The 14405-nt window shown below is 38.9% G+C and carries 14 protein-coding genes; 3 read left to right on the forward strand and 11 right to left on the reverse strand.

The features are described 5' to 3' along the window. Positions 1 to 28: 28 nt before the first annotated feature. The 7 genes from BDR01S_RS06470 to BDR01S_RS06500 form a co-directional block, all read right to left on the reverse strand. Entirely contained in the window at positions 29 to 559 is a 531-nt protein-coding gene (locus BDR01S_RS06470) for a chromate transporter (RefSeq protein WP_066255145.1), read from the reverse strand. Next, entirely contained in the window at positions 556 to 1134 is a 579-nt protein-coding gene (locus BDR01S_RS06475) for a chromate transporter (protein WP_235846501.1), read from the reverse strand. Before BDR01S_RS06475 ends, BDR01S_RS06470 begins: the two co-directional genes overlap by 4 nt. A gap of 126 nt (positions 1135 to 1260) precedes the next feature. Continuing rightward, entirely contained in the window at positions 1261 to 1740 is a 480-nt protein-coding gene (locus BDR01S_RS06480; protein ID WP_066255147.1) for a GlcG/HbpS family heme-binding protein, read from the reverse strand. A gap of 29 nt (positions 1741 to 1769) precedes the next feature. After that, positions 1770 to 3233 (reverse strand): aldehyde dehydrogenase family protein, encoded by a 1464-nt coding sequence (locus BDR01S_RS06485; RefSeq protein WP_066255150.1) that lies wholly within the window; start codon positions 3231 to 3233, stop codon positions 1770 to 1772. 300 nt (positions 3234 to 3533) lie between these two features. Further along, on the reverse strand, positions 3534 to 4265 hold the full coding sequence (locus BDR01S_RS06490) for an iron-containing redox enzyme family protein (RefSeq protein ID WP_066255152.1): 732 nt from the start codon (positions 4263 to 4265) through the stop codon (positions 3534 to 3536). Between the two features lie 235 nt (positions 4266 to 4500). Next, positions 4501 to 5277 (reverse strand): creatininase family protein, encoded by a 777-nt coding sequence (locus BDR01S_RS06495; RefSeq protein ID WP_066255154.1) that lies wholly within the window; start codon positions 5275 to 5277, stop codon positions 4501 to 4503. A 64-nt stretch (positions 5278 to 5341) separates the two neighbouring features. Next, a complete protein-coding gene (locus tag BDR01S_RS06500; RefSeq protein ID WP_066255156.1) occupies positions 5342 to 5671 on the reverse strand; it encodes a 2Fe-2S iron-sulfur cluster-binding protein in 330 nt (109 codons plus the stop codon). Positions 5672 to 5913: 242 nt separating this feature from the next. On the opposite strand from BDR01S_RS06500, the gene BDR01S_RS06505 reads away from it, so the two are divergent. Both BDR01S_RS06505 and BDR01S_RS06510 read left to right on the forward strand, forming a co-directional pair. Beyond that, entirely contained in the window at positions 5914 to 6249 is a 336-nt protein-coding gene (locus BDR01S_RS06505) for a hypothetical protein (protein ID WP_066255158.1), read from the forward strand. Between the two features lie 390 nt (positions 6250 to 6639). After that, a complete protein-coding gene (locus BDR01S_RS06510) occupies positions 6640 to 8025 on the forward strand; it encodes a hypothetical protein (protein WP_066255161.1) in 1386 nt (461 codons plus the stop codon). An 845-nt stretch (positions 8026 to 8870) separates the two neighbouring features. Here BDR01S_RS06510 and BDR01S_RS06515 read toward each other — a convergent pair. Then, the gene (locus tag BDR01S_RS06515; protein WP_066255164.1) at positions 8871 to 9575 is read right to left on the reverse strand and encodes an NAD(P)-binding domain-containing protein; all 705 of its coding nucleotides are present in this window, start codon (positions 9573 to 9575) and stop codon (positions 8871 to 8873) included. 196 nt (positions 9576 to 9771) lie between these two features. Beyond that, positions 9772 to 11211, reverse strand: a complete 1440-nt coding sequence (locus tag BDR01S_RS06520) for a hypothetical protein (RefSeq protein WP_066255165.1) — start codon at positions 11209 to 11211, stop codon at positions 9772 to 9774. Between the two features lie 658 nt (positions 11212 to 11869). On the opposite strand from BDR01S_RS06520, the gene nadX reads away from it, so the two are divergent. Next, positions 11870 to 12676 carry an aspartate dehydrogenase gene (nadX, locus tag BDR01S_RS06525; protein ID WP_066255169.1) on the forward strand — a complete coding sequence of 269 codons (807 nt, stop codon included), beginning with the start codon at positions 11870 to 11872 and terminating at the stop codon, positions 12674 to 12676. Between the two features lie 55 nt (positions 12677 to 12731). Here the strand turns inward: nadX and BDR01S_RS06530 are convergent, their stop codons facing one another. Further along, the gene (locus tag BDR01S_RS06530) at positions 12732 to 13409 is read right to left on the reverse strand and encodes a GntR family transcriptional regulator (protein ID WP_066255171.1); all 678 of its coding nucleotides are present in this window, start codon (positions 13407 to 13409) and stop codon (positions 12732 to 12734) included. Between the two features lie 114 nt (positions 13410 to 13523). Continuing rightward, positions 13524 to 14150: a spore protease YyaC gene (gene yyaC, locus BDR01S_RS06535; RefSeq protein WP_235846502.1), complete on the reverse strand. Its 627-nt coding sequence runs from the start codon at positions 14148 to 14150 to the stop codon at positions 13524 to 13526. Between the last annotated feature and the right edge of the window lie 255 nt (positions 14151 to 14405).

Consider the following 14405-nt stretch of genomic DNA (forward strand, 5'->3'; position numbering starts at 1 on the left):
TTTTTAAAGTTTTTTCCAAAATCCCAGGTTACGAGAGAAATACACCACCATAGATTAATGCACAAACAATGACTAGAGAAGGATGCATTTTTATTTTACTTAATGTAAAATAGCTGACCACTGCCAATAACAGCAGGTGAAAAATACCACTATTTTCATAAGCAGTTAAAAAGAATTGATACGCCATTACAGCAAGTAAAATAGCAATAATCGGCTGTACTGACTTGGTCATAAGCGATACTTTGGGTGACCCTTTAAATAGATTCACAAATTTAAATAATAAAATGACTGCGAGAGCGGAAGGAAGAATTGTAGCAATAAGTGCGATAATCGAACCTAGAATCCCACCGACTTCATATCCAATATAGCCTCCCATTTTAGTAGCAATCGGTCCGGGTAAGGCATTTCCAATCGCCAATACATCTCCAAACTCGGATAGACTCATCCAGTGATAATTGTTGACCACTTCATTTTGAATTAATGGAATGGTTGCAGGTCCGCCGCCATAACCCAATAAATTAGCAACAAAAAACGCCCAAAAGATATGCAAATAGATCATGAACTTTTTTCCTTTCTCTGAAGAAGTGCCGCAGCTGCAGCAGCTTTTTCTTTTCGGTCCGCTATAAAAAAAGCAGTTATAAGAAAAACCGCAATTAAGATTCCGGGATGCAATCCAAGGAACTGGACAAATATTAATGAAACAACCGACAGTGACAGCATGATTGGTAACCCCAAACCTTTACGGCCATTTTGGAAGAAACGGTAGGCCATCTCCAAGAGCATAAAACCAATGACAGGCGTAACCCCTTGAACCATCCCACTGACAATCGGTGATTCCTTAAATTTGTAAAGCACGCCCAATAATGCGATCATCGCAATAATAGATGGTAGAATGTGAGTCAGAATAGCTACGGTCGCCCCTAAATAACCCTTCACTTTATAACCAATATACGCCGCCATTTTGGTTGCAATCGGCCCTGGCAAGGTATTAGCTAATGCCAGTATTTCTACAAATTCATCCTCATTCATCCATTTATATTTTTTGACAGCTTCAAACTCAATCAACGGTATTGTCGAGGGTCCGCCGCCATAGCCCGTCACTCCGGTCCGGGCAAATCCAATAGCTAACTCCATATATGCTTTCAGTTGACTCTCCCCCTTTTTATACCAATATAACATTCTAACAGTAATTTTTATAGAACCCGAGATTAAGATAGACCTCATTCTGCTAAAAAACGCGTTGAATGAGGTCCTGCTTTATTATTTTTTTATATCAGCTACCGTGATTACTTCATGCCCGGCACTTTCTACATAGCTTTGCAATGCTTTCAAGGCTGCTGTACCCACGGCAGTGTCTTGTTCGCCGTTCCCGCCGCTCACGCCAATTCCACCTACGACTTCACCATCGACAACAATTGGAAAACCACCAACAAAAATAGCGAATTTCCCTGGAAGCATTTGTTGAATTCCAAAGGCTTCATTTCCGGGAAGTGCAGGTCCATTAGGCTCTTTGTTAAATAAATGCGTTGAGCGTTTGTGGCCCGCAGCTGTGTATGCTTTCGCAATCGATATTTCCGGTCCAGTGATGCGTGCGCCATTCATACGTTCAAGCGCAAGCAGGTTGCCTCCATCATCGACAATAGCGATGGTTTCTAAAACATTGATCTCTTCCGATTTTTTCTTTGCTGCCTCAATCATTAACTTCGCTTCTTCTAGTTCTAATTTCAACGCAGATTTCATTTTTGTTCTCCTTTAGATAATGTATTATTTTAATAGCCCATATAGACAGTTTTTAATTGGGTAAAGAACTCTAGACCCACTCTTCCGGATTCACGGAAAGTTGAAGTGCTTGATTTTTTCAGGCCGCCAAATGGCGCATTCATTAGGTTTCCAGTCGTCGTACGGTTAACCTTAACCGTCCCGGCTTGGATATCCTTAGTAAATTGGTTAGCAATTTTAAGATTATTGGTAACAATTGATGCAGACAACCCATACTCAACATCATTTGCAACAGCAATGGCTTCTTCATATGTATCTACTTCAATCACAGCCACTACCGGTCCAAAAATCTCTTCTTTCGCAATTCGCGAATTCGGTTTTACATTGGTGAAAATTGCAGGCTCAACATAGTATCCTTTTTCGAATTCTCCTGTAAGGATTTGCTCCCCGCCGTATACTAAATCTGCTCCATCTTCTTTACCAAATTCAATGTACTTCAAGGCATTTTTCAGTTGTTTTTCGTTGGCAAGCGGGCCAATTTTCACGCCTGCTTCGAAACCATTTCCAATCTTTAACGCACTAGTTTTTTGTACTAGCTTTTGAATAAACTCCTCTTTGACTTCTTTTAAAACAATGACCCGACTTGTTCCGGTACATGCTTGCCCTGTTAAGGAATAGGCTCCATTTACTGTCAAAGTAGCTGCTAGATCGAGGTCCGCATCATCCATGACAATTAACGGATTTTTCCCGCCAAGCTCCATTTGAGTGCGAGTTGTAAAAGAGGCCTTGCTATGAATATCTTCTCCGGCTGTGGTTGAACCTGTAAATGTGACGGCTCTAACTGCAGGATGGGTTACCAATAGATCACCCACGTCTGAAGCTTTGCCCGTTACAAAGTTAATCACACCTTTAGGAATTCCTGCCTTAGCTAATGCTTCGACTAGGCGGAATGCAATCAGTGGAGTATCGGAGGATGGTTTAAATACAACCGTATTCCCCGTAATTAAAGCGGGAGCAATTTTTCTGGCAGGAATAGAAAGTGGAAAGTTCCAAGGAGTGATGACACTTACTACTCCAAGCGGTTCTCTTTCCGTTGAAACTTTCATGTTTGCATCATCATTTGGAAAGGTTTCCCCCGTAAAGCTTTGTCCTTCGACAGCATAGTAGCGGAGCGTTTGCGCTGAACGGATAACTTCATTCTTGGCATCATCAACATGCTTGCCTTCTTCTCTTGTTAACTCTTCGGCCAAGGCTGCCACATTTTGTTCCAATATACTAGCGGCTTGATTTAAGATGGCCGCGCGCTTGGATGGAGCCGTTTGAGACCAACCGGGAAAAGCATTTTTGGCCGCTTCAATCGCAATTTTTACATCCTGTTCATTTGAAGCCTGAAATTCCCCAACTACATCTTCGGTATTTGCCGGGTTTACACTAAAAAACGTTTTCTTGCTCACCGATTCCTGCCATTCCCCATTTATATAATTATTAAATGTTTCTACTTTTGTAGTAATCACTGCTATCACCTTTTTTCATTTATTATGTTCCCTGTTTTTTATAAAAAGGCTGTGTTAAACTTGTCTGTTGATTTCCGCTCCATGCGCTTCGCTTTCCGCGGGCGTGCCGGGGAGCCTCCTCGGCGCTACGCGCCTGTGGGGTCTCCCCTGCCCCGTACTCCCGCAGGAGTCTCGCGCATTCCGCTCCAATCAACAGAGTGTGTAAAATCAGCCTTTAGCTTTAACACAGCCTAGAAAAAAAGGCCGTCACTTAAACCTTTAACTTACAAGATTAATAGGACGGCCGGTAAAATTTTCATATTACTTAGTTTCTACTAAAGCTCCTAAATCCTGCTCACAATACTCTTTCCATAATCCATCCATGTACATACGACGCATTTTTGCTCCCGTACGAACGATTTCTAAACAGCGTTGTTGCAATTCAGGAGTATCGGCGTGATCAAGTACAATTTTGTAACCGCGCTCACCATGGATTTCATCTGAAACGATGTGTAAATCGAAGAATTCAATTTCTTCATCTGTAAACCCATACTTTTCACGAAGAGCTGGCGTTTGTTTACGGTAAATGTCAGGAACTTGTGATTCTAAGCCTACAACTAGAGCTGCTGTTGCTACGACGAAATTCTCACGCGCTGCAACTGCGAAACACCAGCTTTGAAGACCTAAAGTCGTTGGAGCCATATTGTTAGGGTCGATAATTCTTTCTGCAGTTGTACCACATGCTTCTGCAAAGCGAATCAATAAATCTGTGTGACGGTCTGCAGCGATTTCTTCTTCATACATATTTTGAAGAGTGAAATCTTTTGCAGCTGCAAACTTAGGATCTGATGGAGTGTTGTGGTAAATATAAGCTAAGTAATCTGCGAATGGTCCTACATAATGGTAGTGATTTTCAGCCCATCTAGAAAAGTGTTTTCTTCCAAGTTTGCCCTCTGCCCAAGCTACTGTGAATGGAGCCTTCTGGCTATGGTTACCCTTAATTGCTTCCTCTAATTGTTTGCGAAATTCATCTTTAGATAATAATTCTGTCAACTGAAACTCCTCCTCTATTTTTATGTAGGTACCCAAGTCGTACTTGGTATTTGATATTTTGTATACCAAACTAGAGTAAAAATAAAAAGATTGTGGATTCTTACTATTACCAGCACCCTTTTATTCGTTTGAAATATCGATTTGGTATACCTTACGTTTATACTACCAATATATTGTTTATTTGTAAATAGAATTTTTAGAATTTTTTTAAGATTGCAATCGTTTTCTTTCCCTACTAAATTTTTTGATGCACATCCACATTCAAATCTAATAATTTAAAAAGTTCATTCGATAGATTATCCAATGCTTCCTCAACGATCTGCTGGCCGATTTCCCAGCTAGCTTTGGTTGCATCCCCGATATTGCCATTTCTAGTCATTTCTTCATAATAATAAAATCCTTGGATTGCTTTGCCAGGGCGGAGCTGCTTCCATCTTCCCTCTTCTTGAATATCGCCTTTTTCAAGGTTTTCAAGCCGGACAAGCTGGGGTGCTAAATAAAGTGCCTCGGAAACCTCCCGTTCACAGCTATGGCCGAATAATGGCGAAGTGACATTTTCCTTAATCGCATTTTTCGCTGATGCCGTTGTTTTAGCATAGTAAATTTCGACATCTAAATCTTTGGTTAGCATCAGTGAAGCCACATTTAGTGTTGATTGGTTACCACCATGTGAATTTAAAAGTAAAAATTTTTCAATTCCATGGTGTTTCAATGATGATATGACATCCTTTAAAATGGCAATTAACGTTGTGGGCTGCAAGGAAATTGTCCCTGGAAAATTCAAATGATGTTGGGACACGCCCATATTAATCGTTGGGGTTATTAATGCATATGGAAACATCCGCTTGCCTAACTTCTGAGCCATTTTTTCAGCTAAGACCGCATCACAGCTTTCCACCATATGGGGACCATGTTGTTCATGAGCTCCAATCGGAATGATAGCCAATTGAACAGTTTTGAGTGCTTCTTCAACTTCTTTCCAGGTCATACTGGTTAAATCAAACTCTTCCATACCAACTCACCTACTTAACTTCTTTGTATTTTGTATACCATAAAATATTAAACAGAAACATTTATTAGGATTGAATAGCAGATTGCTTCTTCGGCACCTGGATCGATATATTTTCTTGAGAAATTTCAATATCATCTTTAATCGTTAATTGGCATGTTAAGCGGTACCCCTCATTAACCTTATCCCCAAGCATTTTTTCTTCTTTCCAATTCGGTGGAGATAATGACTCAGCTCCGTTCACAACGATACAAGTACATTTTGTACATCGTCCCATGCCGCAGCCATACTTTAATTTTGGTAGTAGACGGGTAGCTGCTAATACTACTAAATTGGCATTTTCTTTTACCTCTTGTTCGATTGTCGTTCCATCAGCATGAAGGATTACTTTTGGCATATTGTTTTCCCCTTTCAGTTTATTCGAAAAATTTTGATACTTTTCTGAAGTATACAATCTTTTTGTTAGAGAAGCAAACTAGAATTTTTGGTTGGATTGAAATTTTTATTGTAAATCGACTAATCTATCAATAGTTGCGGAAATAAATTAAATATTTAGAATATATCCTTGAACATTTTCACATCATGATATAAAATACACATAAGTAGTTTGGTATACAATATTCTAAAGGAGTGTTCTACATGGGGAAATATATTGTGTTAACGAATAAAGATACTTTCCAAACGATTCTTGAAAATGATGGATTAAAACCGATTGAAACCTACCATTTCTATTTCTTTGACAGTTTAAAAGCGAAATACACCATTGCCGAAGTTCTTGATGAAACGATTAAAATTCAATTATTCGAAAACTATGAAGGTAAAGAATATGTTAATCAAATTGCTGTAAAGTTTTTTGAAAAGTTTGATACGATCGAAGCTGCCCGCGAGGAATTAAATGAGATTGTCAAAGCGTCCGGGAACAGTAATGATTCCGTTAACTCCAAATTGGTAAAATCAACTGAGCTAGCAGTTTAAGTCATTAACGTGCAAAAGATTGCTTCCATAAAGCTAAAATCCGGAGAGATACCGCTTTCTCTCCGGATTTTATTCTTTAAAATAATAAAAAACCACCACTTGGTAGTGGTGGGTGTAATAGAAAACTAAAACTTCAGTGTTTTTCTTAGTGATGCTAATTTTCTCTCAGCTTTTTCTTTAGCACTTTTAGATCCAAATAGAAAGTTAAACATTTAAGTTCCCCCTATTTAATGAGTTATTTGATACTGTAATTGTATAATGGGTTTAACAATAAAACAAGATTTTTGTATACCAAATACCAAAATAATTCGTGATTTATGGCTAATTCGTGTCTATCCTAGCCATTAATCCGGGGTTTGGTATACAACTTTACAAGTTAGGGTGGTGGATATGCTAAGATATATGCTTTTCTTCGTGATATTATTGTATTTATTAAATGTGCTTTTACCCGTCCTTCATTTAGGGGGAATCATTTCCTGTTTAAGTCTTGCCATTGTCCTTTTTACCATATTTCAAGCGAAGCGATTTGTTCAAGTTTTAGGGGGTACCTTTTTGCTGCTTGGAGCATTATTACTCTGGACAAGCGGGGCCTCATGGCATCAGTACATCCTTTCTTTCGGTCCGATGCTGGACTTGCTTACCATGTTTACGTTGATTCCAATTTTAGGGATTCCGATCAAATTAGGCAATTATAGCGGGGGAATACAAGCCCTCATTCAAAAAAGGGTAAAAACCTCTGGTCAACTTTATATGATCACTTCCGGCATTTCGTATTTTTTTAGCATTTTTATGAATCTTGCCACATTACCAATGACCTACTACTCCATTAGACCTGCTTTGGATGTCATTCCCGTTGAAAATAAAGAACGGTTTATGAGCAGGGCAATTACACGAGGTTTTGCCATGCCTCTCCTTTGGGCACCTGTTACACCGATTGTTGGGATTGTCATCACGATGACAGGGGTAAGCTGGGTTTCGATTCTTCCCTATGTGATTCCTTTAAGCATCATGGGTATGGGGGTGGATTGGTATATTGGTTCTCGAAAGGCAAATGTTATGATCCATAACAAAAAGGGCCTATCTGTCCACGAAACGGCTGCCACAATCGAATCAACCGCTCAAATAAACCGTTCCAGTAGAGTCTTCCAAATTTTCCTGGCAATCATCATTTTTAATGTGATTATTTCTTTAGTAGAAACAAAGTTTCCTTTTCCGTTTTTAATTTTAGTATCATTGCTGGTTATTCCATTTTCGTTTTCATGGTCATTGCTATTAAAACAGGGGAAAGAGTTCGGTACCCACTTGGTCAAGCATTTTGAAACCTTCTCTGTAAGTATGAAGGATCAATTCTTCATTTATTTATCCGCAGGATTTTTTATTTCAACGATTAACGTTTCCCATACGAATGTATGGCTGGATGCTCTGGTAAATAAGTTTATTAGTTTCTCAGGTGTAGAAATCTTCTTGATTCTACTGCCTTTGGTCCCGTTGGCTCTTGCCTTTTTAGGACTGCACCCGGCAGTTTCACTAGCACTGATGACAGAAGGGTTGAATCCGGAGGTTATTGGGATATCACCACATATTTTGACCGTGGCCATGTTAGCCGGAGCGGTTTCAGCTTTTCTAGTAGGTCCATATAATGCAACATTAGGACTGATGTCAAACATCGTCAAAGAAAGTTCCTATAAAGTATCAAACTGGAACCTTTCGTTCGCCAGCATTTATATCGGCTGTGTCATGGTATATCTATTTATTTTACAATTGATTTTATCCTAATGAAGATTTGCATAACAAAAGGTGTCAATCATTAGATTGACACCTTTCAGTTTGTCGAGAAGCTTTTGACAGGTCTCTTATATACTTTAAGAACTTTAACAACTTATTAATATATTGGCTTTGAACATGTCTGTTGATTGGCGCTCCAGGCACTTCGCTTTCCGCGGGCGTGCCGGGGAGCCTCCTCGGCGCTGAAGCTCCTGCGGGGTCTCCCCTGCCCCGTACTCCCGCAGGAGTCTGCGTGCCTTCCTCGCCAATCAACAGAGTGTAATATTCATAGAAGACACTCAACTCATAAAAAAATTAGCGATGAAGTCACGTTTTAAGCCAAAAGAGTCAAGTAAATACGAAGGGTTTATAAAGCCTGTTTCCTTTAAAATATCATTGGCGAGGTCAATAAGAAGGGTTAATAAAGCCTGTTCCCATTAATAAATCATTGGCGAGGTTGATAAGAAGGGTTTATAAAGCCTATTCCAGTAAAAAAACACTGTCGAGGTCAATAAGAAGGAGTTATTCTGCGATCTGCCAAAATAAAAAGATTGCAATACAAATAGTAGGGAAGGAATGTGGGAATGCTTTAGGTTGTTTTCCCTCCCTGTAGATTGGAGCGGAGGGCACTCGACTCCTGCGGGATAGAGAGGTCACGGGAGACCCCGCAGGCGCCAAAGCGCCGAGGAGGCTCCCGGACCTCCCCGCGGAAAGCGAGTGCCTGGAGCGGAAATCCACAGGCCCAATAGCAGGTACAATGAATAATTTAATGCTGAGAAATAAAAAATTGTCGTGAAAAATACCCCTCCTCTACAATATGTAAAGGTGTCAATCATTGGATTGACACCTTTTGTAATTTAATAGCTTGTAAGATCATCGCTAGGATTCTCTGCCTGGATCTCTTTGACAATTTCCTTTGCAAAATGCCCTAGGCTCCCCTCACTATACGAACGGATTACTTCAGGTGCTAGCGAGGTTAACGCTCTTTTTAAGTATTCTGGTGATAAACTTCTTGACGCAAATTCAGTCTCTATGGCTATTGCTGTTTTTAAAGCAAAATAAGTTGCTAATTTATTTACCTCGGTTAAACAGTTTTCACGATCTACCTTTACATTTCCAAGCACTTCAAAAAGCTCCCTAATATTTAAGGGTAAGTCGGATTCAGAAATAAATAAGCCATTTCCATGATCCAATAAATCTTTCCAATGGCCCATATATTTCACACCCTGTATATTTAACTCTGGAAACTTACTTTTTATATCTTTGGTAGGTAGGTTGGTTGCCATATTAATGATTGTTGGTGACTGCTGCGTTTGGTTTTGGGGCATTAAGGTTGAGATAAATGGTACAACCTCCATTGCTGGCAGTGCTAAAATAAAAACATCGACATTACTTAATTCATTTTCTAGTAACAGAGAACCATTTGGGAAGGATTCCAGAAAATATTCGGCTTTTGTTTTGACTGGGTGGTAAACCCCGATTGCGATTCCCTTTTTAGCCCAATGAGTCATCAACGCCGTCCCTAATTTACCTATCCCTGCTAAACCGATCCTTTTGTTCATCAAGTATCCCCTCTCTTCATTTCAGATTAAGACTTCTTCCTAATCAAATGAATCCCTGTTTTCGGGTTAAACTACAAATTATAAGGCTATCCCAAAAATCAGTTCGCTGCTGACTTTTGGAATAGCCTATTTAATAGCAACCTCTAATTTTTCTATCTAATATACTTAATAGTTAATATAAAAATTAACTATTACCTTACCATATGAAAACTGCCAAGAGAGTTGCAATGAAAAGTCCTGTTATTACTGGGAAGAAGTTCTTTCGAGCCAAATCTAACGGTGATATTTGTAAGAAGCCTGCAACGGCAACAAGAGATGACCATGCAATCAGCGTACCGCCACCGCTCCAAACTGCACCCATTTGTCCAATAGCTGCAAGGACGGAAGGATCGATGTGACTTCCAGGTCCAATTGCTCCAGACAAAGCACCCGTTAACGGAAGTCCTGCAAACCCGGAGCCATCTAACCCGGTAATGATACCAACGATTAAGATACTAAATGCTGCAATAAATGGGCTGTGTGGAATATAATTTTGACCAGCTTGGATTAAATCAAATAGGAATCCCGGCTTCGCTGCATCATCTCCTAACGAGAGGATTGAAGCTGAAAAGTCACCACTTCCCATAAAGAAGTAACCAGCAATCGGAATGACGGGAGCCATAGCTCTAAAAGCGAAAACAAATCCTTCAGTAATATGCTCACTAATTTTATCGAGTGCATGAATTCGGTTAAAAGCAATGGTTGCTAAAACTAAGAGAATCGTAGCAACTCCACCAATAAAAGCGGCACCGTCGCCACCCTCAAATCCAGATCCACCGCCAATTTTGGATTGGACCATAAAAATCATTACACCTAACATCGCTAAAGGTACAATAATCGCAAAGATTTTTCCCCATTTTTCTTTTACCTTGATAACTTCAGCAGTTTCTTCTACTGTAGCAGCAAGTTCTTCGCTAACCTGGAAGAAGACTTTTTCATTATTAATCTCATTAACAGATCTTTTCGTAATTGCTTTTCGATGTGTGGCATACACAATCGCAAGTGAAGTGATTCCAGTAATAAGAGAAAGAATGAAGGCTTTATCTGATACTAAGGATTTATCAATTCCTGCGGCTTTTGCACTTAACATTGGGGCAACTTGCATAATATAGTCTGATGAAAGCGCCATACCTTGTCCCGCAATAACAATAACCATTGCTGAGGTCATGACAGGCAAACCTGCACTTACTGCAGCAGGTACTAACAAAGCACAAATTAATGGAACAGCTGGGGTTGGCCAGAAGAAGAGTGAAATCACAAATGTTGTGACCATTAACACTAAGTAAGAAACGTGTCCGTTTACCATAATTCTTTGGATCGGCACGACCATCCTTTTATCGGCACCAAGATCTTTTAGGGAATTTAGAAGACCAATCATGATGGAAATGATTAGGAAGATACTAAATAGCTCCTTAGCAGCAACGAGGTTTGCGTTAAAGACAGCTTGGAAACCGCCAATCACGCTCCCTTTATAAACGGCTGCCACTATAAAGGTTCCTACAATAAGAGGTAAAACAACACCTTTTCTAAAAAGCATGATAATAATAACGGCTACAGTGACAACTAGATATACCCAATGAGCTGCTGTTAATTCCATATTTCCCCTCCGTTTGTTTTAAAATAGTTTAAAACGATTGTAGCAAAAGATTTCCTTTACATATGGGAAAAGATCGTGGGAGAGGAATAATCATTAGAAATTGATTTTTTTCATGGTGTAAATCCTCTACTTCAGATGTTCTTTTCTTAATTCTTAAATTGATAAACAATGGCAAAATTCATTATAAAATTAAGAAGATTATATTTTGCATACTGTAGATTGTATACCATGATGTTAAAAAAATACTTCGGAATTACTGATTACAACTGAATACTAAATTTAAATGAAACCTCCATTACCAGCCATTTTTCTACTTTCCTAAAGCAATCAATCTACAAAAGTACCGCTGAATGCGCTTTCAGATTTATTTTTCTGAGTTTTATGTAGTTTGAATTTCAGGAATATTAAAATCACCCCTTCTTTTTACTATGTACACCTTGTTTACTTTAAGGTTGAAAATAATATACCATGATTCTATTATCATTGCAAACTATTTTGAAAATTTAGAAGTTTTTATATATTCTTCTTATTACTATTGCTTTTGTTTGACAAATCGGCTAAAATGTAAAAATTAATGGTATACCGTATAAATTTTTTGTACATAGATTGATAGTTTTCTAGTTGATAGGACTAAAAAATAAATCCAAGGAGAATGTATATGCTTAGAGCTGGTATCATTGGTTATGGAACGCTGGGAAAGAGTATTAGCGAAATAATCGAGTTAGGACAAGCCGGAGATGTCGTCCTTCAATCCATTTTGGTAAGGACACCACTTGGTCCGTTAGATCATTCACCCGAGCAATGTACAGTCACTACAAATGAAGATGTTTTTTTTACCCAAAGTTTAGATATCATCATTGAGGCTGCCGGTCATCATGCCCTTCAATTATACGGGGAAAAAGCCCTCACCTCTGGAAGTCATTTAGTCATCCTTTCCGTCGGTGCTTTAGCGGATTTAGACTTTTATGAGAACCTACAGGCGGCTGCCACGAAATACAAAAAACAAATGATAATCCCATCAGGAGCCATCGCAGGTTTAGATCGTATTGCTGCAGGGGTGTTAGGTGAAATAGATGAAATCACACTGATTACGAGAAAACCGCCAAAAAGTTGGTATGGGACAATTGCTGAGGAAAAGGTTGATTTAGCAACGATTACAGATCCTGTTTGTATTTTTGAGGGAAATGCTAGAAATGCAGCAAAATTATTCCCTCAAAATGTGAATGTATCAGCGGCGTTAAGCCTCGCTGGAATCGGCTTTGAGGAAACAAAGGTTCAAGTTTATGTAGACCCTACAATCCAAATGAATACCCATACCATTGTAGCGAAGGGCTATTTCGGGCAAATGGAAACCACTATTCAAAACAATCCTTATAAGGAAAATCCTAAATCTAGCCCAATAGTTGCCATGAGTGTAGCGAAAGTATTGAAGAACCTAACATCATCTGTTGTGATTGGCGTTTAATGATTAGATAACAGAAAAAGAGAAACTCCACCTTGGGATGGAGTTTCTCTTTTTCTTACTTCTCTTTTTTTCCTAGATTGACTGCCTCAATATACGCTTTTCGAGAATTTTCAATATGAATTTTCGTCAAATACTCGGCCATTTCAATTTCTTGATTAATAATAGCATCCATAATTCGTAAGTGCTCTTCCATCGACTGGACAGCCCGGCCCGGATTTTTAAACCCTGTCTTGGCAAAGGCGCGAATATAGTCCGATAAACCGCTCAGCATTTCATACAGCTTTGCATTCTTCGCCGAACTGTATAAGAGGTGATTTAATTCACTATGCAATTGAGCGAAATCATTATTTTGCTGATTCTTTAAACATTCATCCACCTTTTTACTGTACTCAACAAATTTACTTTTGGTTTCGTCGTCCAGCTTCTGAACAGCTAATTTGGCTGCCAAAACCTCAAGCGAAGAAAGAATTGTAAATACTTCAATGATTTCCTTCTCAGAAATATCTGCGACAATAACACCTTTTCTTGGAACGGTTTTTACAAACCCTTGCGATTCTAATCTAAATAATGCTTCACGAATAGGCGTTCTGCTAATATTTAATCGCTCGGCAAGTTCCCGTTCCACTAATCGATCACCGGTTTTAAATTCACCTTCTAAAATAAGGTCTTTAATATGGATAAAGACCCTCTCACGTAAAGATATCAGATCTTCCTCGGCCCAATTATTCCCCACAATTTCTCCTTCTTTCTAGGTATACATTGTACCAATTATAACTCACACTATTTAAAAACTTCAAATCCTTTGGTCAGAATTTCCAATAGAAAAATTGGAGAAAGCAATCTTTTCCTATCTGCGGAGGTTTTCAACTGGTCTTTTGGAAGATGGTGCTTCTCTTTCTACAGCTGTCGTAATCATCTTTGTCATTACTTCTGCGATCGTCATGACAGTAAATAATCTGGTATTATTTAAGGATTGTGCCGGCGATAGCGCGTCAAGGTAATTAACCACTGCCTTCATATGGTATTCACCGACATGAGGCAGCTTTTTATTGACAGCGATGCCAGGAATCAATGAACCTTCTTTGAAAAAGATAAACCCAATTTGCCTCTCATCTCCCAAACAAGCATCAATCCCCAAAATAAACGGATCATTGTGTGTTTGATTAATTTCTTTCAAAATCTTCTTGATATTTAAAGCGTGAACTGGCTTTTCTAATGTTCCATATACAGGGTATGGGAGGTTATTTTCTATTAGCATTGTCCCCACGATGGGACCTAGTGAGTCTCCTGTTGAACGATCGGTACCTACGCATAAAAAGACGATTTCCCTTGTGGTATTGCAAAGGACTTCTTTCAGGTTATTGACGAAATCATTAAACTCGGTTCCCTCTGTGGTCTCTTTCACGGAAAAGTAGCATGACCTTCCTGCCATTTCATTCGTCTTTTTCTTGCTGTCAAAAGGCCACATTAACATCAACCCTCTTCTCAAGTTGTAGTTCCCTATTTCTGTCCATTTGCGCACCGTCATGATCCCTACATTTCTCTCGAGAATAAAAATTACATTTACATCTATTTTATGATAACAATGATAAAACCTTCCATATACCTGCTTATAAAAATCACAAATAAGTACTGCTAAGTTCACATCTTTGTAACAAAATAGTGCCTGACACCACATTTATTAATGCAATTTGGTGTCAGGCACTATTTTATATTTAAAGATAAGAAA

Source organism: Neobacillus drentensis NBRC 102427 (genome assembly GCF_001591445.1).
Taxonomy (GTDB): Bacteria; Bacillota; Bacilli; order Bacillales; family Cytobacillaceae; genus Neobacillus; species Neobacillus drentensis.